General features: G+C 57.5%; 19 protein-coding genes and 1 tRNA gene. 14 read left to right on the top strand and 6 right to left on the bottom strand.

The window, feature by feature from the left end:
- Nucleotides 1–344 precede the first annotated feature (344 nt).
- The 7 genes from BMZ10_RS18930 (at nt 345) to BMZ10_RS18900 (ending at nt 8,670) form a co-directional block, all read left to right on the top strand.
- Entirely contained in the window at nt 345–1,280 is a 936-nt protein-coding gene (locus BMZ10_RS18930; protein ID WP_143070312.1) for a hypothetical protein, read from the top strand.
- A gap of 113 nt (nt 1,281–1,393) precedes the next feature.
- Complete coding sequence (locus BMZ10_RS18925; RefSeq protein WP_143070311.1) at nt 1,394–1,747, top strand: hypothetical protein; 354 nt, start codon at nt 1,394–1,396, stop codon at nt 1,745–1,747.
- Nucleotides 1,748–2,529: 782 nt separating this feature from the next.
- Nucleotides 2,530–3,033, top strand: coding sequence for a transglycosylase SLT domain-containing protein (locus BMZ10_RS27845; RefSeq protein WP_218147269.1), 504 nt, complete (start codon nt 2,530–2,532; stop codon nt 3,031–3,033).
- Nucleotides 3,034–3,064: 31 nt separating this feature from the next.
- The gene (locus tag BMZ10_RS18915; RefSeq protein WP_218147268.1) at nt 3,065–6,730 is read left to right on the top strand and encodes a transglycosylase; all 3,666 of its coding nucleotides are present in this window, start codon (nt 3,065–3,067) and stop codon (nt 6,728–6,730) included.
- A 77-nt stretch (nt 6,731–6,807) separates the two neighbouring features.
- Nucleotides 6,808–7,248, top strand: coding sequence for a phage protein Gp13 family protein (locus BMZ10_RS18910; protein WP_093465767.1), 441 nt, complete (start codon nt 6,808–6,810; stop codon nt 7,246–7,248).
- Between the two features lie 8 nt (nt 7,249–7,256).
- A complete protein-coding gene (locus BMZ10_RS18905; protein WP_218147266.1) occupies nt 7,257–7,832 on the top strand; it encodes a virion core protein, T7 gp14 family in 576 nt (191 codons plus the stop codon).
- A gap of 286 nt (nt 7,833–8,118) precedes the next feature.
- On the top strand, nt 8,119–8,670 hold the full coding sequence (locus BMZ10_RS18900) for a Rha family transcriptional regulator (protein ID WP_093465764.1): 552 nt from the start codon (nt 8,119–8,121) through the stop codon (nt 8,668–8,670).
- Nucleotides 8,671–8,837: 167 nt separating this feature from the next.
- On the opposite strand, the gene BMZ10_RS18895 is transcribed toward BMZ10_RS18900, so the two are convergent.
- The gene (locus BMZ10_RS18895) at nt 8,838–9,971 is read right to left on the bottom strand and encodes a hypothetical protein (RefSeq protein ID WP_093465762.1); all 1,134 of its coding nucleotides are present in this window, start codon (nt 9,969–9,971) and stop codon (nt 8,838–8,840) included.
- A gap of 400 nt (nt 9,972–10,371) precedes the next feature.
- Here BMZ10_RS18895 and BMZ10_RS18890 point away from each other — a divergent pair, with 400 nt between their 5' ends.
- The gene (locus BMZ10_RS18890; RefSeq protein ID WP_093465760.1) at nt 10,372–11,001 is read left to right on the top strand and encodes a recombinase family protein; all 630 of its coding nucleotides are present in this window, start codon (nt 10,372–10,374) and stop codon (nt 10,999–11,001) included.
- Between the two features lie 269 nt (nt 11,002–11,270).
- Here the strand turns inward: BMZ10_RS18890 and BMZ10_RS18885 are convergent, their stop codons facing one another.
- The 5 genes from BMZ10_RS18885 to BMZ10_RS18865 all read right to left on the bottom strand — a co-directional run bounded on the left by BMZ10_RS18885 (nt 11,271) and on the right by BMZ10_RS18865 (nt 16,952).
- Nucleotides 11,271–13,001: a site-specific integrase gene (locus BMZ10_RS18885; protein ID WP_256214534.1), complete on the bottom strand. Its 1,731-nt coding sequence runs from the start codon at nt 12,999–13,001 to the stop codon at nt 11,271–11,273.
- Nucleotides 13,002–13,106: 105 nt separating this feature from the next.
- Nucleotides 13,107–13,182: transfer RNA gene (locus BMZ10_RS18880), tRNA-Phe, on the bottom strand.
- Nucleotides 13,183–13,283: 101 nt separating this feature from the next.
- Nucleotides 13,284–13,556 carry an oxidative damage protection protein gene (locus BMZ10_RS18875; RefSeq protein ID WP_093465758.1) on the bottom strand — a complete coding sequence of 91 codons (273 nt, stop codon included), beginning with the start codon at nt 13,554–13,556 and terminating at the stop codon, nt 13,284–13,286.
- Nucleotides 13,553–14,620 (bottom strand): A/G-specific adenine glycosylase, encoded by a 1,068-nt coding sequence (mutY, locus tag BMZ10_RS18870; RefSeq protein ID WP_093465754.1) that lies wholly within the window; start codon nt 14,618–14,620, stop codon nt 13,553–13,555. The genes BMZ10_RS18875 and mutY overlap by 4 nt, the downstream gene beginning before the upstream one ends.
- 103 nt (nt 14,621–14,723) lie before the next feature.
- Nucleotides 14,724–16,952, bottom strand: coding sequence for an AsmA family protein (locus tag BMZ10_RS18865; RefSeq protein ID WP_093465752.1), 2,229 nt, complete (start codon nt 16,950–16,952; stop codon nt 14,724–14,726).
- Nucleotides 16,953–17,429: 477 nt separating this feature from the next.
- On the opposite strand from BMZ10_RS18865, the gene BMZ10_RS18860 reads away from it, so the two are divergent.
- From BMZ10_RS18860 to hisF, 6 genes are all read left to right on the top strand, one after another.
- The gene (locus BMZ10_RS18860) at nt 17,430–19,091 is read left to right on the top strand and encodes an OFA family MFS transporter (RefSeq protein WP_093465750.1); all 1,662 of its coding nucleotides are present in this window, start codon (nt 17,430–17,432) and stop codon (nt 19,089–19,091) included.
- Between the two features lie 284 nt (nt 19,092–19,375).
- Nucleotides 19,376–19,969: an imidazoleglycerol-phosphate dehydratase HisB gene (gene hisB / locus BMZ10_RS18855; protein WP_062379429.1), complete on the top strand. Its 594-nt coding sequence runs from the start codon at nt 19,376–19,378 to the stop codon at nt 19,967–19,969.
- The gene (gene hisH / locus BMZ10_RS18850; RefSeq protein WP_093465747.1) at nt 19,969–20,607 is read left to right on the top strand and encodes an imidazole glycerol phosphate synthase subunit HisH; all 639 of its coding nucleotides are present in this window, start codon (nt 19,969–19,971) and stop codon (nt 20,605–20,607) included. Before hisB ends, hisH begins: the two co-directional genes overlap by 1 nt.
- Nucleotides 20,607–20,864: a DUF2164 domain-containing protein gene (locus tag BMZ10_RS18845; RefSeq protein WP_093465745.1), complete on the top strand. Its 258-nt coding sequence runs from the start codon at nt 20,607–20,609 to the stop codon at nt 20,862–20,864. Before hisH ends, BMZ10_RS18845 begins: the two co-directional genes overlap by 1 nt.
- A 96-nt stretch (nt 20,865–20,960) precedes the next feature.
- Nucleotides 20,961–21,698 (top strand): 1-(5-phosphoribosyl)-5-[(5-phosphoribosylamino)methylideneamino]imidazole-4-carboxamide isomerase, encoded by a 738-nt coding sequence (gene hisA, locus BMZ10_RS18840; RefSeq protein ID WP_093465742.1) that lies wholly within the window; start codon nt 20,961–20,963, stop codon nt 21,696–21,698.
- A 118-nt stretch (nt 21,699–21,816) separates the two neighbouring features.
- Complete coding sequence (gene hisF, locus BMZ10_RS18835; protein ID WP_093465740.1) at nt 21,817–22,587, top strand: imidazole glycerol phosphate synthase subunit HisF; 771 nt, start codon at nt 21,817–21,819, stop codon at nt 22,585–22,587.
- The last annotated feature ends 208 nt before the right edge of the window (nt 22,588–22,795 follow it).

Below are 22,795 nucleotides of genomic sequence, written 5' to 3'. Positions count from 1 at the left end.
GTGCCCAGAGACGGAATCGAACCGCCGACACGGGCATCAGTGCCGTAAACCCAATAAAATCAAGGGGTTAAAATCCCTTGGGTTGGACGAAGTGTACTCATTCAGTGTACTCGAAGCAATCGACGGCTTTTGAGAGTTGATGCCTTGGCGATTAAGCGTCTCAGGGCGCATTGAGTTGAGCACGCGGGCGCAATGGGCCCTGTATATTTGCTGACAACGCATTTATGGGTGGACGGAAATTGGTGGCTGGACTGTTGGATACCGTGTTAGCTAACCCCTATCACTTCACGCGAAATGGAATTTATTACTTGCGGCTTAGGGCTCGGGGGGCTACGTCTGACGCCGTGACTATTTCTCTGCGCACTTCTGTCAGGGAAGTAGCTTTGAGGGTCACCAAGGACATCCTGAAATGTCTGGCGGCTTTCCACTTCGGGAATCCCTCAGCGACATGGAAGCAGATCAAAGTCCAGTTCGATGCCATTGCGCCGGAATGTGTAGCTAAGGCTCAAGGCGATGTCTCAATAGCGGCCTATGGTAACGCTCATGAGGAAGCAATTTCCTCGAATGCTTTTGACAAGCCCGAGAGCCAAGGCAAGGCTTCGACGGGTGAGTCGGCCTGTGAAAACCCTCCTACAGGAAGGCGTCTTGAGAAAGTCCCTGTATTTAACGCGCCTCGTTTTGGAATACCTCTGAGCAGGCTTCGTTTCTCCGTTACCGTCGTCAGTGGTACCAACAAGTCAGGCATCTTAATGCTTCATCCTCAAGCGTTTGAGTTCAAGCTGGGGCGGGATCCAAGCGGTAAAGATGTGAATGCACTTTGGTACTCGATAGACGGTGATTTACTGACCGTCACGGAGGATAGCTTCCCTATAGAGGCTCCTGAGGAACAATGGGACGAGATGTTGACGAACCTCCTTGAGGTGCAAGGCTGTACGAAATTTCCGGACAGGATTGCTCCGGCTCCCCCGCCCGGTAAGCAGCGGGAAGAATGGAATGCCACACGCATGGCGCGTGTCGATGAACTCCTTATCTCTTTTACAGAGCGACTCAAACTCAAGGAGCGTACAAAATTCGTTTTCAAAATGGCTGACGTTACAGGACCCATTGAATTGACTCTGATGAAGGCTGGAGATAAAGCATGGAGGCAGGCGTCAGAACCATCAGACCCTGATGCGCCCAATGCGAGGATAAATGACCCTGTGACGCCGCTGGGCGGACGGCATCTATCCAAGGACGCCTCCAAGGCTTCCCACCGGGCTTCGACCGCCTGTGCGGATTAAGAGAGACTTTTTGTGTGTGAGTAGTATTCGTTGACTCGTCCTCGGAGGGTACGTAAAGTGCGTGGCGAGATAGGTGAGTACTGCTCACATACATTCAGAGGACGCCCCGCATCATGAATACCCAAAGCATTTCAAACCGCCCAATGACAGCCGCTGCGATGGCTCTGATAGGCAGCTTCTCGGCGACCTCAGAGCCCGCTATTTATATCTCTATGGAGTACAGCGACGACTACGATGACTACCACGGTAAAGGCTCGTGGAAGTGGGTAGCTAAACGTTCATGGACCAGCGGCGGGGCTACCCGAACCGAAATGCTTGAGGTTCCTCAGGGCGCTGAAGGTGCCGATGGGGAGAATGTTCAGAGCTTGATTCGGGCCCTTACCCGGGAGCCCGCAGGTAGCAATGTGCAATACGCCGTATCCCGCTCAGATGAGGAACCAAAGTACATAGCGGTTCGTATCGGGTAACCCTAAGGCATCGTAAGGCTAAGCAGGCAATCACAACTCGCTCTGAAAGTAATTCTGTGTCTACGAGCAGTGGTCGTATATCTTGAGTGGCCTAACGCTTCCCGAGTGAGACCACAATGCCTGCTCCGCGCTTTATAACTGACAGCCTCTCCATTGCCAAAGCGACACCTAAGAGGCGTCACGTTGACCTCCGGGCGAGTCTAAATGCTGCTCTTGCCGAGTTTGTTGAACTGGGCCTGTTCGAATCCACCATCGATGCTGAGGGTTTGACCATTTGGCGCATCGCGGGTGGTCCCGTCGTTGCGCGGGAAGCTATCTACGAGGACACCCTTAAGCGGCCTTTCCTTTTTACTCAGCTAACCCGTGATGCTGCGTTGGGTGTAGTTCTTCGGGCAAGGCACACAGGCGACCGAGCGGCAATTATTAAGGCTATCCAAACGGCCTGACACGTGGTGAAGCCCTAATCACTTTCGGCATCTGAGGGCCTCTAAGGGTTCACCAAGGAATCGTCACGCCCCAGGAAAGATCATTTCCATTTCGGAATCTCAAAGCCCAGTTGCTATCTCAGGTCCATAAGGCCTCAGTAGCGCTGGGCTTCTTCGTCTGCAGTTAAAAACCCCCACTAAAACCATCCCCCTTCAAGCCCCTCATAGGCCCGACAGCCTTAGGTGGCCCTTAAAGCTTCTTCCTGTCTGCTTTCCGAACCAAGCCGGTGCCCTGACTGTGGGCGCCTTGGATTGGTTTTGAATGTGGGCAGGAGGTCAGACAAAGGAAATCACTCAATGACTAAATATACGGAAAGAGGTTACGCAGCCGTCAAAGCGGCAGGCACACCCTACGACGCCATGATTCGCCAAGAGGCAGACCGTCAAGGCATCTCATACGACTTCATGCACAAGCTGATTTTCAACGAGTCCAGTTTCAACCCTTCCGCAGAATCCCCTAAAGGACCCCTCGGGCTCGGGCAGTTCACCGAGATGACCGGGCGGGCCTATGGCCTGATGACCCCTGAAGACCGGATGAACCCAGTTAAGGCAATCCCCGCTGTGGCGAAGGCACTGAAAGACCTGAACGCCACCTACAAGGGCGACTATCTGAAAACCGCACTCGCCTACAACCAAGGACAGGGGCGTTTAGGCGCTCCTCAATTGGCCGCACTGGATCAAGGGGACTTCAGCAAGATCAGCCCTGAAGGTCAGAACTACATGCGCAAGCTGCTGGACGTATCTGGCGATTCGGCCTCGCGCCGATTCTTTGATGCTCGGGAGGTGACCAATAAAGGCTGAGGCCGTCCAGTTCGAGGATGCCACTCGTGGTGTGACGGCCCCTGTCAGAGTCGGAAAGGAACTGCCGGAGCTGGGTCACCTCGACCTTCCCGGCGGGACCACCCCTCAGACTCAACAAGACTTTCAAACACTGTCCAACATCATCGGGGAGAAACCGAAAGGGACCTTTGAGGGTCTGGGGGACGCCGTTGAGGCCAACCTTGCGACATCTCCCGTAGGGTCCCTTCTGCGCTACGGAACGATGGAAGACGCGGACCCGCTGGAATGGGTAAAGCCGAACGATACTTCCAATTGGACCGCCGAAGATTACGACATGATTCGGCGCGAAGGGGTAGACCCTCAGTTCTTTTCGTTCGTGCAGGACTTCGCAAAGGGCAACAGAGCGAACCTGCCGAATGCCATTGCGATGGCGAAGGAAAATCAGGAGTACCAACGCAAGATCAACGGTGCGGGAACCGGTGCCCAGATCGTTGGCGGTTTCGCCGGTGCGGGCCTTGACCCACTGACATACGCGCCAATTCCGGGAGCCACTGGGGCGCGCTTGATATCCCGAGTCACCCAAGGCGCTCTGTACTCTGGTGCCGCCGCTGTGGCCTCTGAGGGGCTGCGCGAAAACGTGACCGGCATTGAGGGCCATTACGGGACCGCTCTGGTAGGTGGTGCGCTGTTTGGCGCTGGTGCAACTGCCATTTTTGACAGGGCACTGAGAACAGCCCCGAAAGCCCCTGCCCGTCCCGAAATGGCTGATGCCGACCTTGAGTCAATCCTTGCGCGACATGGTGAGTCTGCCCTGCCAAACAAGAACGTCGATATGGACCTGGACCTATTGGCGTCCGCACGGAAACCGAAAGAAGCCCCTGAAGCGGATGACAGCGAACTGGAGGCCATTCTTGCCCGTCACGGCGAACGGGGCCCTCAGAACGACGGTCGGTCTATGTCGGAAGACGACTACACGAATCTCTTCGAGAAACACGGGGAATCGTATGACGCCAACGAGTTCGCCGCCCCGAGCCTCCGCTTAGAGGCCCGAGAGACAGCCCGCCAGCTTGGTGAGGAGGACCCAACGCGTATGCCTTGGCGTGAAGGCGAACAGCCTCAGACGGCTGCTGGTGTTGAGTATGTTGACCATCCGAGTGAGCCCGGCGCGGTAAGGCTTCAGGACGGGTCCATTCTTTCTGCAAACAACCCTCTGAATCCTAAGCTCATCGCTGAGGCTGCTGAGGTGATGCCTAAGCGAGCGGCTAAAGGCGTCTCAATGGGCGGCTTTACGGAGATTGGTTACACGCTGAATCGCTCCGATAACCCTGAAGTTCTGGACATCGGCAATAAGCTGTTCCGATCAACGACAGGGACTGTCAGCGGGTCAAATGGTCGCTTCGGGGCTACTGCCTCAGACATCATTGAGCGCATTCAAGGACAGGACCATGTGAGCTACAACGCGATGGCCGATCAGGTCCTTGAGGCAATCAAAGACCCGTCCTATGCGCTGACTGCTGGAGGCCGTGAGGTTCATGTTGATCGGGCGTTCCGACGTGTGGCCGAAGCCATCGAGGACCAGTCCGGCAACAAGCTGGCTCAACTCACCGAGGGTGAACGGAAGCTGATGGACACGGTGCGCAAGCACTACGACCGCAAAGCTGACCTGCTGGCGTCGCCGGCTCAATTTGGTAACCGCAATGCTCGCTCAGTCTTGCCCGAAACACGACACGCAGGCTCCTACATTCCAAACGTGTACAGCGGGGCGGCAAAGGCCCTGCAAGTTCAGCGCATGGGAGGTGAGGAAGGATTGCAGCACGCCATCACGGAATCGTGGCTTGCCAGCTATGCGGCTCGCCCACACGTAAAGACCCGAGTCGATAAGTTCCTAACGGAGCGGGCAGCGCGTGACGGTGTGAAGTTGGAGGCTGACAAGCTTGCTGAGGCAGTCGAGGAGTATGCACGTAGCAAAGCTTACGGCATCGCCAAAACAGAGGACCATAACAGCACCACCTTGCTGGGTCTGGACGGACAAGGAAGTGTCCCCGAAAGCGCTGGCCTTGGGGTCAATAACTTCCTTGAAGGTCGCCACCTCTTCGACTCGGATTTGGCAATCCCGTTATCTGACGGGGGCACCTTCGCGGTCAACGATCTTCGTGAGTTCAACCTGTCCCGCATAACGCCAAGCTACGACAGGCGTGTGAATGGTGACATCGGGATCATGGGCGCCACTGGCCGAAGTACAGCGGAACTCGTTAACGACATTGGCCGGGTCAAGGTGAGCAATAAAGCCGAGAAAGCGGCCCTTGAAGATGCCGTGAAGATTCTGACGGGACGAGCCCGACGCGACGTAGAGGGAACCCTTGCGACGGCTGCGCGTGCACTGGCTGACATCAGCTTCTTCACGAAGAACGCTTATATGGGCGTGCAGTCAATCACTGAGGTTGCCGGGATGGTGACCAAAGGGCACACCCACATGCTCCTCAAGGGCGTTCCGCTCCTCAGGGAGATGGCTCAGTGGGGCTCAAAGATCAGCGCTAAGGACCTGTCGGACATGCACTCTATGGTGTTTGGCCGTGAGCTGGATAACCACATTCGGCCTTCCCGCTCGGACATCATTGAGCGCTTACGAGACCAAGCCGGTGCGAGCCCACTTGCGGCCAACGTTGTGGGGTCCATCAAGTTCGCTACTCAGGAACTGTCAACACGATGGACTCCATTCACTTGGCTGCTCACCGAATCGTCCAACTACATCGCAGACGCTGGCCGTCAGGGCGTCCTTTCAGACCTCGTTGACCACGCCATTGCGGGCAAGGCATCGCGCCTGTTCGAGCCTCAACGTTTGAAGTCAATGTCGATCACCCCCGAGCAATTCGAGGGAATGAAGGACCTCATCAAGACCTTCGTGACGAAACAGAAAGACGGCACCTACAAGCTCACCGACCGGGCAGCGTTTCAGCGTGATCCTCGGACGATGGACCTGTGGCGGATGGGCGACAAGATCGCCGATGAGACGATTCTTCGCCCTCACAAGCTGTCGTCTGCTGACACGGTCGCCTATGGCGCTGGCGTTAAGACGGCCATGCAGTTCAAGAACTTCACCATGCGTTCGGTCAACTCTCGGTTAATCCGTGGGTTCCATGACGCCACGAAGAACGGCAGGGCCATTGATCAGACCATGCAGGTGGTCATCTCCACGGGCTTGGCTCTAAGCACCTACATGGCTCTGAAGTACAGCCAAGCGGCAGGAATGCCTAAGGACCAGCGTGAGCCATTCCTGAAGCAAGCCCTTGATCCAAAGATGCTGGCCTACGCGGCGGTGTCCCGAAGCTCTCACATCGGGGCTCCTCTGGGTCTGGCGAACATCGTCGCGGCTCCTCTGGGATTCGATCAGGCCGCAATGGTCCGCTCTTCGATTCTCCCTCGGGGCCCTAAGGAACAGCGTGAGCTTGGTGCATTGAAGTACAGCCCTACGACCGACTCCCGGATTACTGGAGTCCTCGGAAAGGTGGCCGAACAGGTCCCCGCCTACGGTGTTCTCGCGAACGTCGGCCAAGTTGGCTACAACGCCTTCGGGGCTGCTGGTACGGACTCCCGCCGTGCCGATCAGGAATACATGACAGGCGTGTTCAACGGACTGCGTGGGCTCGTGCCAAACGACCCTGTAAGTCAAAAGCTTCTGCTGATGATCATGGAATCACAGGGCGTAGAGATTCGCTGACACCCACTAAAACCACCCACTATAAGCAGGATGCCATCAAGGGTCCTGCCTTCGTTCGTTCAAACAAAGAGGTGAAAATGCAAAAGATGAAAGCAACGATTCAAGACCTGCACAACGCAGCGATGAACCTTTCCAAAGGAGACCTCGCGGACCTTGATGCTATGCAGGCTGGGCGAAGTCCCATCGAAGTATTTGCAAAGGCGCTGGATGAAACCACCTATGCAATAAAAATCGATGGCAAACTTTTAGCAGTTGGTGGTCATTCGAATGGCGGCATCTGGTTTGTAACGACTATTTTAGTTGGCGCCTTGTCAGTCGGGCAAAAGTTTCGTTTCTATCGAATCCTCAAGAAGCATTTATTCGCTATCAAAAATGAGTCACCTGATATTCAACTAAGTAATTGGGTGTCGATGGGGAATAGGCCTCACATCCGGCTCTTAGAGTCGCTGAATGCAACATTCGAAGCAGGTGTTTCATTAAGCCCCTCAGGGCGTCCTTTTAAAAAGTTCTGGCTATAGGAGTATCTATGTGTGATCCAACTGGCGGCGTCGCCTCAATGACAATCCTCGCGGCAGCAAGCGCCGCCATGGGAGCCTCGGAAAGTGCAAAGGCTAAAGGCCAACTGACCGACAACGAGCGCAAGCAACAAAACGAAGTGGTCAAGCAAGCCAACTTTGCAGACAACGACCTGAAGCTACAGACCGCCGACAAACAGGACGAAGCCCGTAGGCAGCTCACTGAGGTGAACCTACAGCGCATTCGCAATGAAGGCACCATCAGTGCAGCCATCGGTGAATCTGGTCTTTCAGGAAACTCTATGGATCGGCTCAAACGATCCGTCGCAAACGACTCTTCCGCCCAAGCGATGAACATTACGGACAACTACACGCGTGACTATCAAGCCATCTTCGCGAATCGCGTGGGCAGCTCTGAGAACGCGAAGTCTGCCGTCCGTGGTCTCGGAGGTAACAAGTACAGGGTCAACAACATTGCGAATGCGCTGAACATTGTTTCGGCAGGCGCTGGAGGCTACGCAACGGGCGAAAGCTTGGCAGCGGCTCGCAAGGCTAAGAGTGCACCAAGAGGCGACACAGTCGGATGACCGGTCAATTCCAATATCAGATCCAAAAACACCCACTATAAGCAGAGGGGCCGAAAAGTTATCACTCGAGGGATCTTCCTGGGGTGTGTTGACTGGATGCGTTATGGGGAGATTACCAATAACCATCCCTTCTCTATCTGGCTCTAAGCCTTCGAAGCGTACGCCCGTCGCTTGGCGTCCATTCCATCAAGTCCTACAGCGCTTTCAATGCCAAGCCCGTTCCCTTGTCTGGGTCTGGATGACCAGCTAAGGGCGACCTGAGGGCACTACCAAAGGAAAACAGATAATGAGCATGACCAAGAACGACATAGCTTCAATCTTCTCGAATATCGCTGAGGCCGGGTTAGCCAGCTCAACTACCCTCAACGGCCTACCCGGTATGTCCTCCTTGGAGATCGCCGAGGTGACAGGAAAGAGTCACAAGCATGTCCGTCGCGATATTAAGAGGATGCTGAATGAGATCGGTCCACATTTGGGCCAATGTCAATTTGCCGAAACTCAGGCACCTGATGGCTATGGTCGTAGTCAGCCATTGATAGTCCTCGATAAGGAGTTGACTTTTACGGTCCTGACGGGCTACAGCGCCACGTTGCGCTTGCTAATAATGCGCCGCTGGTTAGAGCTGGAGGGCGTCGGTTTTGAACGTGTACATGTACGAGAGGCCATCGTTCATCTCGTGGAGCGCGAAAAAGATAATTACCGCGACGCTATGCGATTCATCAAGCGGTCTCCTCGAAGCCGGGGGCCCGCAGCCAAAGCACATCTCTCCGAGAAGGCCGAAAGGGAGAAATTAGGGCGACTGGTGCGAGCCAACATGAACGCCGCTGGTGGCCAGTGAGGACCTTTGGAGCGGTAATGTGTGCGCTGGTGACACAGCGGTGTACTTACAGACTCCTCGGGCTCCTGCTGGTGACCTTTGGCGTCAGTCAAGGAGGCCCACTGTTAGAAGGCTTTGGAAATGTCGTCTGCGTTATTCTTGGTGGTTGCGTTGAATGAATGAGTGGCCTATTTCATGTGATTACGCTCACTTGCCATTCTAACATTGCCTACAATTCGCATAACCGTCGCCTCGCACGCGTTAAGCTCATCATATCGGGGGTCGTCTACTTCTATCTCGGTGCGTTGATCAAATATCTCGTTGTTAATTTTGATCAGCATCGACAAATATCGTTCTGAATCGGCTAACTGAGCTACGTCGTGACGGCTCTCAAACGTAGCCTCAAGGAGCCTGTATGAGTCCGGCAGTAGCCAATTCTTAGTGTCATCTCTGAGGGAGTCAACCTGAAACAACAGGTCCTGCAATGCCTGAAGATCCGTGACTGAGCGGTAAACTACGTAGCCCCGCAAGCGCCTGCACTTCATAAGTGCGTCCTTTACGTATCTGGTGACTCCGTGGTTCAAACCATCAAACGGCGCATTGCCAGTGAACCGTAAATATATGTTGTAAATCCATTTCATGCGGTTGAGGGCCTCATGGAGGGAGTAAATATTGACTCCAATATTCAGACCCGCCATCACAACATCCCCGTCATCAGGTTCCCCCACCCACTCAAACCCTAAGTCAGAATTAATTTCAAAGAGCAGGCCCGCTAATTCGTAAGCGTCTTGCGTGCTAAATTCTGCCTTTTTGATAAGCTGATCCAGCATTTCAAAACGAACTTTTAGAGCTCCTAAAAGATTCTCTGAGGTTTCGGACACGTCGGGGGCGACTGCAAGGAGGAGTTTCGCAGGGCCATTGTCGGGGAAGAGCCCATAATAAAGATTTTCGGGGTTCCGGAAGCGGATCTTATGCTCTAAGCGAGATTGTATTTCCCCAAGTCGCTCGCTAAAAACTCTGCGATGGCTCAGAAATTTTTCGAAGGTGAGTGTTTCGATTTGCCATGCGACGAACTGTTGTTGCTGCCTGTTCTGTTGAGCAAGGAATAAAAGAGTTGCAAGGGTCGCGACCGCACCAATGCACGATCCAAAGCCCCCCAGTAACGCCCCGAAGACATTCCAATCGTCTCGAACGCCCGTGATGGCTGGAAAATAGTGCCCATAGAGACCAAACAGTAAGCCACCAGATGATGTACACAAGACGAACACTGCGAAGGCATACCAGAACCATGAACCTGTCGACTCGCCTTTATCATTTGCCATACGGGGCGTCCCTACCAAAACTTACATGCTATCAGGGCCCCGTTGAGAATCTGACAGAAAAATCTGAGTGACCACCTCACTACGGGTGCGTCCGCGCATCCCCCGTGGGTGCCCTCGCATGTGTCTTATCGCATCCGCATCGGGTCCTTAATCGCGGGCCCATTTTCCCTACTGGCTGAGGACGTGGAAGGGTGCCGTGGAATGGTCACGTTAAGACGCTGGCTCATTGTGGTTTCCGCTCTGAGCAGGCGAGGGAAGTGAGATGGCGCGTGGCCCTTTGGGTACACCTCAGCGGCTACGGCGAGGACCCTGTGAGAGTGTGGTTGTTTGGTTGGTGTTGACCATTATAACGACTACACCTATAGTGACCACACCTTAACGACTACGGGACACCTTCTCGATGTTCATCCGTGCTTACCTTCGAGCTTCTACCACTGACCAAGACGCCCACCGGGCTAAGGACCAGCTTACGGCCTTCGCACAGGATCATGGTCAGCGAGTAGCCGCCTACTACATCGAGAACGAGAGCGGAGCCACCCTTAAGCGCCCTGAGCTGTTCCGGCTGCTGTCTGACGCTCATCCCGGTGATGTCCTCTTGGTAGAACAGGTAGACCGGCTCTCGCGCCTCACGGACCCTGACTGGCAGAAGCTCAGGGGGATCATCAAGGACAAGGAGGTCCGTGTTGTCTCGCTTGATTTGCCTACCTCTCACCAGTTCATGGCACAGGGAAGTGGAGCACTGGACACCTTCACCTCTCGGATGCTTGGAGCCATTAATGACATGCTCTTGGACATGCTCGCAGCCGTCGCCCGGAAGGACTACGAGGACCGTCGCCGTCGTCAGATGGATGGCATCAAGAAAGCTCAGGGACAAGGTGCCTACAAGGGCCGTGGGATCGATCAGGACAAGCACCAGCGCATTCTGGGCTGTCTGAGCAAGGGCATGGGCCTACGGGAGACCTCAAGGGCTACAGGGGTCAGTACTGCCACCGTTCAGCGAGCTATGAAGCTCAAGGCTGGTGACCTCTGACGGCTGGTGTCCCTCCATACCGAATCTCGGTAGGGTCCCATGCGCAGGGCAGGCAGCGAGCCAGTCAGGGGCCTTGCAGACGGGTAAACAATTAAAACCACCCACTATAAGCGGAGGGGACTTAAGGTTACTCAGCTTGGTCCTTCTTTAAGATGCCCCATCGTCAGCTTTCTGGTGATGGCTACAATGAACAATCCCCCTCTCATCAACTGACAGGCAAGCCCAGAGATGACCCACCGCCTACTCTCTGGTGCCCTTATCTGTAATCGTTAGGATCGATCAGGCAGAAGCCCTGCAAGGATCGCAATGTGTGGCAAGCGGGCCAACTGTTCTTGTTGGGTCTTAAGCAAGTGACGCTCACCATAGCTCCTACTCACTGAGCCATCGTCATGCCCGGTGATGGCATCGTGTATCTCCTCCGGAATACCCGCCTCTCGACACATGGTCTTGAAGCTATGACGGAATCCGTGAGAAGGGCTCACAGGCGTCTCAAGCTCTGCGACCTCACGAAGGTAGATCCCCCAGCGCTTACCGAAGTTATGTCCGTACCAGCCCGTAGGGTTAGGCTTGAGGTCCGGAAAGAGCTGTCCAGATACGGGCAGACTCTCGACATACTCAATGAAGCCAAGGTCGATCAGGTCTTGATGAATGACAACCAAGCGATGGCTACCTTTGGTCTTCAAGGTCCTATCGTCGTCTGTGCCATCCTCAGAGACGCCAAGGAGGTCCAGATGCCATATGCCGTCCTCGGACTTACGGACCTCGCTGGCTTTCATTTGAGCAATCTCCTCCCTTCGTGCGCCCGTGTAGCAGAGCAAGAGAGGTAACCACTTCCAAGCTTCTCCAAACGAGGCCCGAGGAGCGACCCATTCCCCCTTGAAGAACGGGCTTGAGAAGACCTGAATGAGCTCCGCTTGGGTGTAGCCTTTGCGGGTGGCTGTGCGAGATTGCTTAGCGCTCGCTTTGCGCAGGGACTTCGTGATACCCGAGGCGACCACTGGGTTCTCTGTGATGTATTCCATCTGCACTGCGTAGGCCAGGACCGAAGAAAGGCCCATCAGCTTGTTCTTGATCGTTGCGCTACTCAGCAGGGGCAAATCATGCTGCTTCGCTCGGGCAATCTGCTCGTGAGCGTTGAGCGCTTTGAGGCCCTCGCCCTTGGATGGCATCTGACGAAGCAGGTTGTAGAACTCTTCAATCGTCCTGCGCTTGATTTGTTTAACTGGAAGGTCGCCCAGCAGCTCTACGAATCGGACGATGGTGGTCTGATATTCCCCAGCGGTCTTCTCCACGTCGCGCTTCCCATCACCCATGTGACGATGATTCCGAGCCCAGTGCTCAAAGACCAAGGAAAGGGTCTCGCTTGGGCCCTCTGTCTTCGCCTTGTCGATGCTCAAGGGAGCTTCGTGGGGTAGCTCAAAGATCGCAGAGTAGTCGCCATAGTGACGCTTGTAGGCAATCTCGGACAGCTCCAGATGCTGCGCCAAGAATGCTTCGTACAGGTACTTGTAGAAAGGCGTGCCGGGCAAGGGCATTGGCAGTGAAACCTTCGCCAGCTCATCGGCTACCGTTTGATCGAGGTGCTTTCGAGCCCGTGACTCCAGACCATCAGGGCCCAGTAGTGCTTTCGGGCTTCTGACGCTGAAGTGATCTCGCAGGGTCTCGTGGCCTACATCTTCCGAGCCGATGAGATATCCCTCAAATCGTCCGGTGGATTCCATATGATCAAGCTCAGCCTTCGCCCATCTCGCGGCAAGCTGAATAGCGTCTTGAAGGGTAGGGGTGTGAGTGCCGGAAAGCTGGAGACGCGTGTTCAGGAAGAACTGTTCTGATTGACCCCATGCAGCGGCGAAACGGGTCTTGGCCTCGCGGACATCTTTTGTGCCCAGCGTGCGCTTGTAGGTCTCACCTGCGTCAGGAAGGAGTGGCCTGATGTCCTTCGGGATACGACGGCGGATGTAGTAGGTCCCAGTGCGGGGATCTTTCCAAGGTTGAGCCATGAATGCCATCGTGTACCCGCCGTGTGTACTCATACGTGACGGGTTACAGCTACTCCAGATAGTAAAAACCCCCGAGACCTTTCGGAATCAGGGGTTTTCGGTATTTGGTGCCCAGAGACGGAATCGAACCGCCGACACGGGGATTTTCAATCCCCTGCTCTACCGACTGAGCTATCTGGGCAACGGGGCGCATTAGACGTGTTTTTCCGGAGGTCGTCAAGCGTGTTGTTGAAAAAATTTGAATTATTTCCTCCGCTTACGATGAACACTGTCTGCAAAGGGTTATTCGGACGGCGGAACGTAGCCTTCGGCCTTGGCGTATTCCTCGCCCGAGAGGTACTTGTCCATCTCGGTCTGCAGAAACTTGCGGTCTTCGGCGTTCATCATGTTCAGACGGCGCTCGTTGATCAGCAGTGTCTGGTGCTTCTGCCAGTCAGCCCAGGCTTTCTGCGAGACGTTATTGTAGATGTCCTCACCTTTGGCGCCCGGGTAGGGTGGGCGTTCCAGGCCTGGCAGTTCTTCTTTGTACTTGCGGCACATTACGGTGCGGGTCATGACGACTCTCCTGCATTCAATACGTCGGCTGCATGTTTGAGCAGCTTCTTGACCGGGGCGGCGAGGCCCAGGCGCGGCGGGGTGGCGAGGTTATACCAGAGCCAGTCGTCCTCGGCCACGTGATGGGCGGACTCCTCGACCCGGACCAGCCAGGGCTCGATGGTCAGCTGGAAATGGCTGAAAGTGTGCACCAGCCCCGGCAATGCCTGGTGCTCGCCCATCGCCAGCGAGTGCTGATCGGCCAGATGCTGCATGTCATCGAAGCCTTCCAGTTCCGGCAAACTCCACAACCCGCCCCACAGGCCTGTCGAGGGGCGACGGTACAGCAGGATTTCGCCCTGATCGTTGGCAAACATCGGCATCAGAGTTCGCTTTTGCGGCACGGTCTTGCGCGGCTTGGGGATCGGGTAACGTGTTTCCTGACCCAGCATGTGCGCCTCGCAGCCTCGCTCCAGCGGACACAACAGGCAACTGGGCTTGCTGCGTGTGCAGAGCGTGGCGCCCAGATCCATCATCGCTTGAGTGTAGTGATTGACGCGGCTGTGCGGGGTGAAGCGCTCTGCGGTGATCCACATCTGCTTCGCGACCTTGGGCTCGCCCGGGTAGCCCTCCTGAGCAGTAAAGCGCGCCAGTACGCGCTTGACGTTGCCGTCCAGGATCGGTGCCCGCAGGCCCATGCTGATGCTGGCGATCGCGCCGGCCGTCGACAGGCCGATACCCGGCAGTTCGGTGAGCTTTTCAACGTCCCGCGGGAATTCCCCGCCGTGCTCGGCAACGACGATCTTCGCGGCCTTCTGCAGGTTGCGGGCGCGGGTGTAGTAGCCCAGCCCAGTCCACAGGTGCAGCACTTCGTCTTCGGGCGCGTCGGCCAGCGCCTGCACGGTCGGCAGCGCCTCCATGAATCGGTCGAAGTAGTTGAGAACGGTGCTGACCTGGGTCTGTTGCAGCATGATTTCCGATACCCAGACGCGATAGGGCGTGATGTCGTGTTGCCAGGGAAGATCGTGGCGACCGTGCCTGTCGTACCAGTCGAGGACGGCGGTGGAGAACTGCTCGGGTTGCATCGTGGTTCCGGACTGAGAGAAATGGCGCATCCATGTGTAGGAACCCGGACTACTGCGGGAGCGAATTCATCCGCTCCCGCAGAAGATACGCGGGCTGGCTATCTTACCGCTTGAACAGTCCCTTGATGGCGTCCTTGAGTTCGGGACTGACCTTGTCGCCGAGTTTTTCATCGATTTTGTCACCGATCCGGTCCGTCGCCAGTTTGGCAGCGACGCGGCCCAGGCCTTCGTTATCCAGTCGGCAGGCCTTGGCGCCCAGCTCCAGCGGGCCTCGGCATAGGATCGGCCATTCAATGCCGACAAAGCGTGGATTCACTTCACACGCCGGGTCCGGCATGTCGCTCTTGTCGCCTTCGATGATCACGCCGACGCGGTAATTCATGCCCATCACGCGCAGGTCGATGTCACCGTCGCCGTTGACGGTCAAGCCGGGTGTGCGGACCTTCAGGTCCGGATTGCTGGCCACGCCGTTGCGCAACACCAGGCTGCCGTTGAGCTGTTGGAACGGCGTGTCCTTGCCCCGAGGTTCGCCGCTGAGGGTTTTGCGATTGAGGGTCGAAATGCCTCGACACAGCTGCTGTTCCAGATTGGCGTTAACCAGCACGCCATCATTCAGGGCAAAGCTGGCCGTGCCGTTGAGGCTTTCCACCAGCGCCTTCTCGCTGTTGCCCTTGGCGGTGACGTCGCTGGTCAGGTTCATCAGGCCGCGCAATGGTGGTGCAGTGCCCTGGCTCTGAATGAAGTGCTCGACCGGCACTTTGACGATGCGGGTCTGCACGCTGGCAAGCGGAACCTCTGGGCGCACATCCAGATCGCCCTTCACCTCGAAGTTGCCGTTGTAGAGATCGCCACGCAAGCTGTCGAGCCGGACGACACCGTCCAGCGCCGACGTTTTCAGGGCGGCATTCTGGATCGGCAGCTTCTCGACGGTCAGCTTGCCGAACGTCAGATCTGCATCGACGTCGAGTTTGCGCATGCGCTCCAGTGGAAGCAGTCGTGCGTCGCTCCAGGCGACCTGCGTTGGCTGGTTCGGCAGCGGCGAAGTGCCCGACGCGGCCAAGGCCTCGGCTTCGCCGCTCTGGACCTCGGATTTGCGCGCCGCACCGGCATTCTTCGCCTGTTCGCTTTGGGGCGGACGATAGCGGTCGGCGTCGAGGGTGTCGGCGCGTAATTGCAGTCGCAGCGACTGTCTGGCGAAATCTTCGACCGCCACGCGGCCGGTGACCGTGCTGTCATCCAGCCGCAGCGTCAGGTCATCCAGCGACACGCTGCTCGGCGTGGCGGCAATGCGGCTGACCATTTCGAACTTGCTCAGGCTGCCCTCGCCAAGCGTCGGCACTGGCTGGCCGATGTTTTCGAGGAAGTCGCGCAGGTTGAACTGAGCGATGGAGATGCCGCCGCTCAACTGAGGCGTCTTGTCCAGGTCTCGCACATGCAGCTCGCCGAGGGCGCGCAGCTGGTTGGCGGACAGTTTCAGATTTGTCCATTCGGCGACGTTCGCCGTCATGTCCGCGAGCAGCTGACCCTGGGCCGAGAACGTAAGCGTCTTGCCCTGCAGCGGATCGCCCGCCGCCTCGCCGCTGAAGCGCATGTCGTCGAGTTGGTAGCGCTTGAGCGCCCGGTCGAATCGCAGTTTGCCGGTCAGCTCGGTTTTGGTCCGCACCACCGGCTGGTTGGTGCTGAGAAATGCCGTCAGCTTGACCGGAATGTCGGTGGCGTTATGAATCGGGCCGGTGCTCAGCTGAATGCTTTCGGCCGTGAATTGCCGCGCTTTGGGCATGTCGTTGAAATCGATGCGGGCGTTGTTCACGGTCAGGCTGTCGATGTCCAGCTTGAGCGGCTGCCAGGGCTTGTCGGGCTTGGCCGCTGCCGAATCGGCGGTGGCCTCGGGCTTGCTTTGCGTCGCCGATGGCGCGTTGGTGCTGGCGGGGACCTTGCCGATGTCTTCCCAGTTGCCGTGGCCATTTTCATCGCGGGTCAGCGTCAGGTTCAGGCCCTCGACACGCACGTCGCTCATTTGCACTTCTTTGCGCAGCAGCGGCAGGACCCGAACGGAAAGCCCGAGCATCTGCAGGTCAGCGAACGGTTTGGTCGGCTCGCTCAAGGTGGCGACGCTGGCGTCATGTAACTCCAGACCCAGCCAGGGGAACAGGCTCCAGCCGATGTCGCCGTTGAGCGTGAGCTCGACGTGGGCGCGATCGCGGACCAGTTTGCGAATCTCGTCTTTGTAGTCGTTGGGATCAAACAGATGGGTCAAGGCAAAGCCGAGAGCCACGATGATCAGCAACAGCCCGAGAATGAAGAGTCCCAGGATTTTGCCGAACGCTTTCATGGGCGAGTCCTTGTATTCGAGTCGTTCAAAATTTAGCCCGCGAGTATAGCGTTCTCATGGGGACGTCGGGTTCTGCGGCGGCATTCGCGCGCAAGCGTAGCCAATGTGAACACAAAAAAGGCGTCAGCTGCGCAGCTCGTTCCGCGACTGGCGAGAACATCGTCGCAAGGCTTCACACGCTGGGGCGCCTGATACTGCGATGTGCTGGATTCACGACTGCTTACAACCGATGACGAGGAGCGACGTTCGATTGGGCTGCTTGAGGCTGACAGATGGCATGAAAAAGGTAGTAGCAGAATGCTTTCTGTCACGTCTCAAATGGTAATCTTCCGCCGTTCGCCAGTCTTGCTGTGTCGAATTGTCACGTAATGAGACTTTCTGCCGATAAAACCGCCAGTGCCTGCGTGCATAAGAGGGGTGGCAGAAAGATGTCGCTGTTCTTGCGGGACACCACTATAAAATTAGGGGCATTAATCAATGACTACAAGCACTGCTCTGGGCGGCACTGTCGCTCAGCCTGCGTTCTTGTCCAAAGAGCGCATCATCGCCAAACGCGGTTTCAACCGCTGGCTGGTTCCGCCGGCGGCACTGGCCATTCACCTCTGCATCGGCATGGCCTACGGCTTCTCGGTGTTCTGGCTGCCGCTGTCCAAGGCCATCGGCATCAAGACCGCCGTCGCTTGCGCACCGGACATGGGTTTCTTCGAACAAGTGTTCTCGTCCAGCTGTGACTGGCCGATCTCGATGCTTGGCTGGATCTACACGCTGTTCTTCATCTTCCTGGGCTGCTCGGCGGCGATCTGGGGCGGATGGCTGGAACACGCCGGTCCACGCAAGGCGGGTGTGGTTTCCGCACTGTGCTGGTGTGGCGGTCTGCTGATTTCGGCGCTGGGTGTCTACACCCACCAGATCTGGCTGATGTGGATCGGTTCGGGCGTTATCGGCGGTATCGGCCTGGGCCTGGGTTACATCTCGCCGGTCTCGACGCTGATCAAGTGGTTTCCGGACAAGCGCGGTATGGCGACCGGCATGGCAATCATGGGCTTCGGCGGTGGCGCAATGGTCGGCGCTCCACTGGCGACCGCGCTCATGAGCCACTTCGCCACGCCGGACAGCGTGGGTGTATGGCAAAGCTTCGTGGCCATGGCCGCGATCTACTTCGTCTTCATGATCGGTGGTGCGCTGGCGTACCGCGTTCCGCCAACCGGCTGGAAACCTGAGGGCTGGACGGCTCCGGCGAAAAAAACCAACAGCGCGATGATCACCAACCGTCACGTGCACGTGAGCGTCGCCTGGAAAACCCCGCAATTCCGTCTGGTCTGGCTGGTGCTGTGCCTGAACGTTTCGGCCGGTATCGGCATCCTCGGCATGGCCTCGCCGCTGCTGCAGGAAGTGTTCGGCGGCAAACTGCTGGGCAGCGATCAGGGCTTCGCGCAACTGGATGCCTCGCAATTGGCGGCCATCGCCGCTATCGCCGCAGGCTTCACCGGTCTGCTGAGCCTGTTCAACATCGGCGGTCGTTTCTTCTGGGCGTCGTTCTCCGACTACATCGGCCGTAAAGCCACCTACTTCGTGTTCTTCGCGCTGGGCTTCCTGCTCTATGCGGCCGTTCCGACGTTGGGTCATCTGGGCAGCGTTGCGCTGTTCGTGGCGGCGTTCTGTGTCGTGTTGTCGATGTACGGCGGTGGCTTCGCGACCGTTCCGGCTTACCTGGCCGACCTGTTCGGTACTCAGATGGTAGGCGCGATCCACGGTCGTCTGCTGACTGCATGGGCAGCGGCTGGCGTGCTGGGTCCGGTACTGGTGAACTACCTGCGTGAGTATCAGCTGAGCCACGGTGTTGCGCGCGCCGATGCTTACGACATCACGCTGTACATCCTTGCCGGCCTGCTGGTACTGGGCTTCATCTGCAACATGCTGGTGCGCCCGGTGGCCGACAAATACTTCATGACCGACGCTCAGCTGAAAGCCGAGCAGGCAATCGGTCACGATGCAGGCGCCGACCACACCACTTCCCTTGAGTGGAAAGCCGACGCAAGCACCAAGCCTCTGGCGATCCTAGCCTGGCTGGCAGTGGGCATTCCACTGGCATGGGGCGTGTGGATCACCCTGCAGAAGACTGCGGTGCTGTTTCACTAAGTGGCTTTCGGTGTCGGTCTGATTGGGCCGACATCGAAACTGTAGGAGCGCGCTTGCCCGCGATTGCAGGTTGTCTGGCATTAACTGACTGTCTGACACACCGTAATCGCGGGCAAGCGCGCTACTACAGGATTTGGCGTCATCTCGTATGTGCTTGTATGCACATGTCTAACGCTCGCGGCGCTGGATTCAGCCCGTCAGTGATCTCACCCTTCGTGTTTCTGTTTCCCCGCCACACGCCTATAATGTCCGCCTTTTCGCCCAATGATTTTGCGGAGCTGGTGATGGCCGAACGTAAGGCGTTCGTCGAGCGCGACACCCTGGAAACTCAGATCAAAGCCTCGATCAACCTGGATGGCACCGGAAAGGCCCGATTCGATATCGGCGTTCCTTTTCTTGAACACATGCTCGACCAGATCGCCCGTCACGGGCTGATCGATCTGGATATCGAGAGCAAGGGCGACCTGCACATTGACGACCACCACACCGTGGAAGACGTCGGTATCACCCTGGGTCAGGCCTTCAGCAAAGCCATCGGCGACAAAAAAGGCATCCGTCGCTACGGTCACGCCTACGTCCCGCTGGATGAAGCGCTGTCGCGCGTGGTCATCGACTTCTCCGGTCGTCCTGGCCTGCAGATGCACGTGCCTTATACCCGTGCCACGGTCGGCGGCTTCGACGTGGACCTGTTCCAGGAATTCTTCCAGGGCTTCGTCAACCACGCCAACGTCACCCTGCACATCGACAACCTGCGCGGCCACAACACTCACCACCAGATCGAAACCGTCTTCAAGGCGTTCGGCCGCGCGCTGCGCATGGCAGTTGAGCTGGACGACCGCATGGCCGGCCAGATGCCTTCGACCAAGGGCGTCTTGTAATGCAGACCGTTGCAGTAATCGACTATGGCATGGGCAATCTGCACTCCGTGGCCAATGCGCTGGAGCACGTTGGCGCCGGACGGGTGCTGATCACCAGCGATGCCGACGTCATCCGTGAGGCCGACCGCGTGGTGTTCCCCGGCGTTGGCGCGATCCGCGACTGCATGGCAGAGATCCGCCGTCTGGGTTTCGACGCGCTGGTGCGCGAAGTCAGCCAGGATCGTCCGTTTCTGGGCATCTGCGTCGGTATGCAGGCGCTGATGGACCGCAGTGAAGAAAACGACGGCGTGGACTGCATCGGCGTGTTTCCAGGCCAGGTGCGCTTCTTCGGCAAGGACCTTCACGAAGACGGCCAGCACCTGAAAGTCCCGCACATGGGCTGGAACGAGGTGACGCAGGCGGTGGATCACCCGTTGTGGCACAGCATTCCGGACCAGGCCCGATTTTATTTCGTGCACAGCTACTACATCGACTCGCCGAACCCTCGGCAGATCGTCGGGCGCGGTCATTACGGTCGTGATTTTGCTGCGGCGCTGGCCGATGGCTCGCGCTTCGCGGTGCAATTCCATCCGGAGAAGAGCCACACCCATGGCCTGCAATTGCTGCAGAACTTCGCCGCGTGGGATGGCCGCTGGTAATGAGCAAGAAGAACAAGGCGCCGATCCTGACCCTCACTCCCGAGCAGGAGAGTGAGGCGTGTCACAAGATCAAGCGCTTCATGGAGGACCGCTTCGAACTGGACCTGGGCTCATTCGAAGCGGCTGAAATCCTGGAACTGTTCACTCGCGAAATTGCGCCGCATTACTACAACCGGGCGATTTTCGATGTGCAGGCGCATTTGAAAGAGCGCTTCGAAAGCATTGAAAGCGACGTCTGGGCGTTGGAAAAGAACTGAGGGCAGCTTCGACACGCAAGCTGCAACAATGATTGACGCGCGCCTGCTTGCAGCTTTCAGCTCGCAGCTCGCAGCTCTTTTGACGAAGGAAAAAGCATGCTGATTATCCCCGCTATCGACCTCAAAGACGGTGCCTGTGTGCGCCTTCGCCAAGGCCGCATGGAAGATTCCACGGTGTTTTCCGACGATCCGGTGAGCATGGCTGCCAAGTGGGTCGAAGGCGGTTGCCGCCGTTTGCATCTGGTCGACCTCAATGGCGCGTTCGAAGGCCAGCCGGTCAACGGTGATGTGGTTACCGCCATTGCCAAGCGTTATCCGAACCTGCCGATCCAGATCGGCGGCGGCATTCGCTCGCTGGAGACCATCGAGCATTACGTCAAGGCGGGCGTGAGCTACGTGATCATCGGTACCAAGGCGGTCAAAGAGCCTGAATTCGTGGCCGAGGCCTGTCGCGCGTTCCCCGGCAAAGTGATCGTCGGTCTGGACGCTAAAGACGGCTTCGTCGCCACCGATGGCTGGGCGGAGGTCAGCTCGGTTCAGGTGATCGATCTGGCCAAACGTTTTGAAGCGGACGGCGTCTCGGCCATCGTTTATACCGACATCGCCAAAGACGGCATGATGCAGGGCTGCAACGTCCCGTTCACGGCCGCGCTGGCTTCGGCCACGAAGATCCCGGTCATCGCGTCCGGCGGAATTCACAACCTGGGCGACATCAAGGCGCTGCTCGACGCAAAGGCACCGGGCATCATCGGCGCCATTACCGGCCGCGCGATCTACGAAGGCACGCTGGATGTGGCTGAAGCCCAGGCGTTCTGTGATCAGTACTCGATCTGAACTGTGGGACCGCGCTTGCAAGCGATAAAACCGTGTCAGGTATACATCTGTCACAGTCAGAACGCTTTCGCGGGCAAGCGCGCTCCTGCAGGTGTCCAAACTTTCGGAGATTAGGCCCATGGCCCTCGCCAAGCGCATCATCCCTTGCCTCGACGTCGATAACGGCCGCGTGGTCAAGGGCGTGAAGTTCGAGAACATCCGCGACGCCGGTGATCCGGTAGAGATCGCCCGTCGTTATGACGAGCAGGGTGCCGATGAAATTACCTTTCTCGACATCACCGCCAGTGTCGACGGTCGTGACACCACGTTGCACACCGTCGAACGCATGGCCAGCCAGGTGTTCATCCCGCTGACCGTGGGTGGCGGCGTACGTAGCGTTCAGGACATCCGCAACTTGCTCAACGCCGGCGCCGACAAGGTGTCGATCAACACCGCGGCCGTGTTCAACCCCGAGTTCGTCGGCGAGGCGGCTGCGCGTTTCGGTTCGCAGTGCATCGTCGTTGCCATCGATGCCAAGAAGGTGTCCGCGCAGGGCGAAGCGCCGCGCTGGGAAATCTTCACCCACGGCGGTCGCAAGCCGACCGGGCTGGATGCGGTCATGTGGGCGAAAAAGATGGAAGGCCTGGGTGCCGGTGAAATCCTGCTGACCAGCATGGATCAGGACGGCATGAAAAACGGCTTCGATCTGGGCGTCACGCGCGCCATCAGCGACGCGCTGGGCATCCCGGTCATCGCTTCGGGTGGCGTGGGCAATCTGCAGCATCTGGCTGACGGTGTGATCGAAGGGCACGCGAGCGCCGTGCTGGCCGCGAGTATTTTCCACTTTGGCGAATACACCGTGCCGGAAGCCAAGGCGTTCATGGCCAGGCAAGGCATCGTGGTTCGCTGATAGCCGCGGGCGTTTGTGCCGGTCAGTGAATGATCGCTCCCACGCGCTGCGTGGGAGTGACTTACGTGACTCTGCGTCACAGGGATGCGGAGCGTCCTCCCCTGCATTCCCACGCAGCGCGCGGGAACGATCAACGCGGAGCGCTGGCGCAATCAAAGCGCTGAACCCCCGCACTAGACGCTTCGAGATAGCTCTGTCCTGAAAGCGA

The organism is Pseudomonas sp. NFR16, assembly GCF_900108875.1.
GTDB lineage: Bacteria > Pseudomonadota > Gammaproteobacteria > Pseudomonadales > Pseudomonadaceae > Aquipseudomonas.
This window is presented reverse-complemented; position numbering and strand designations above follow the sequence as displayed.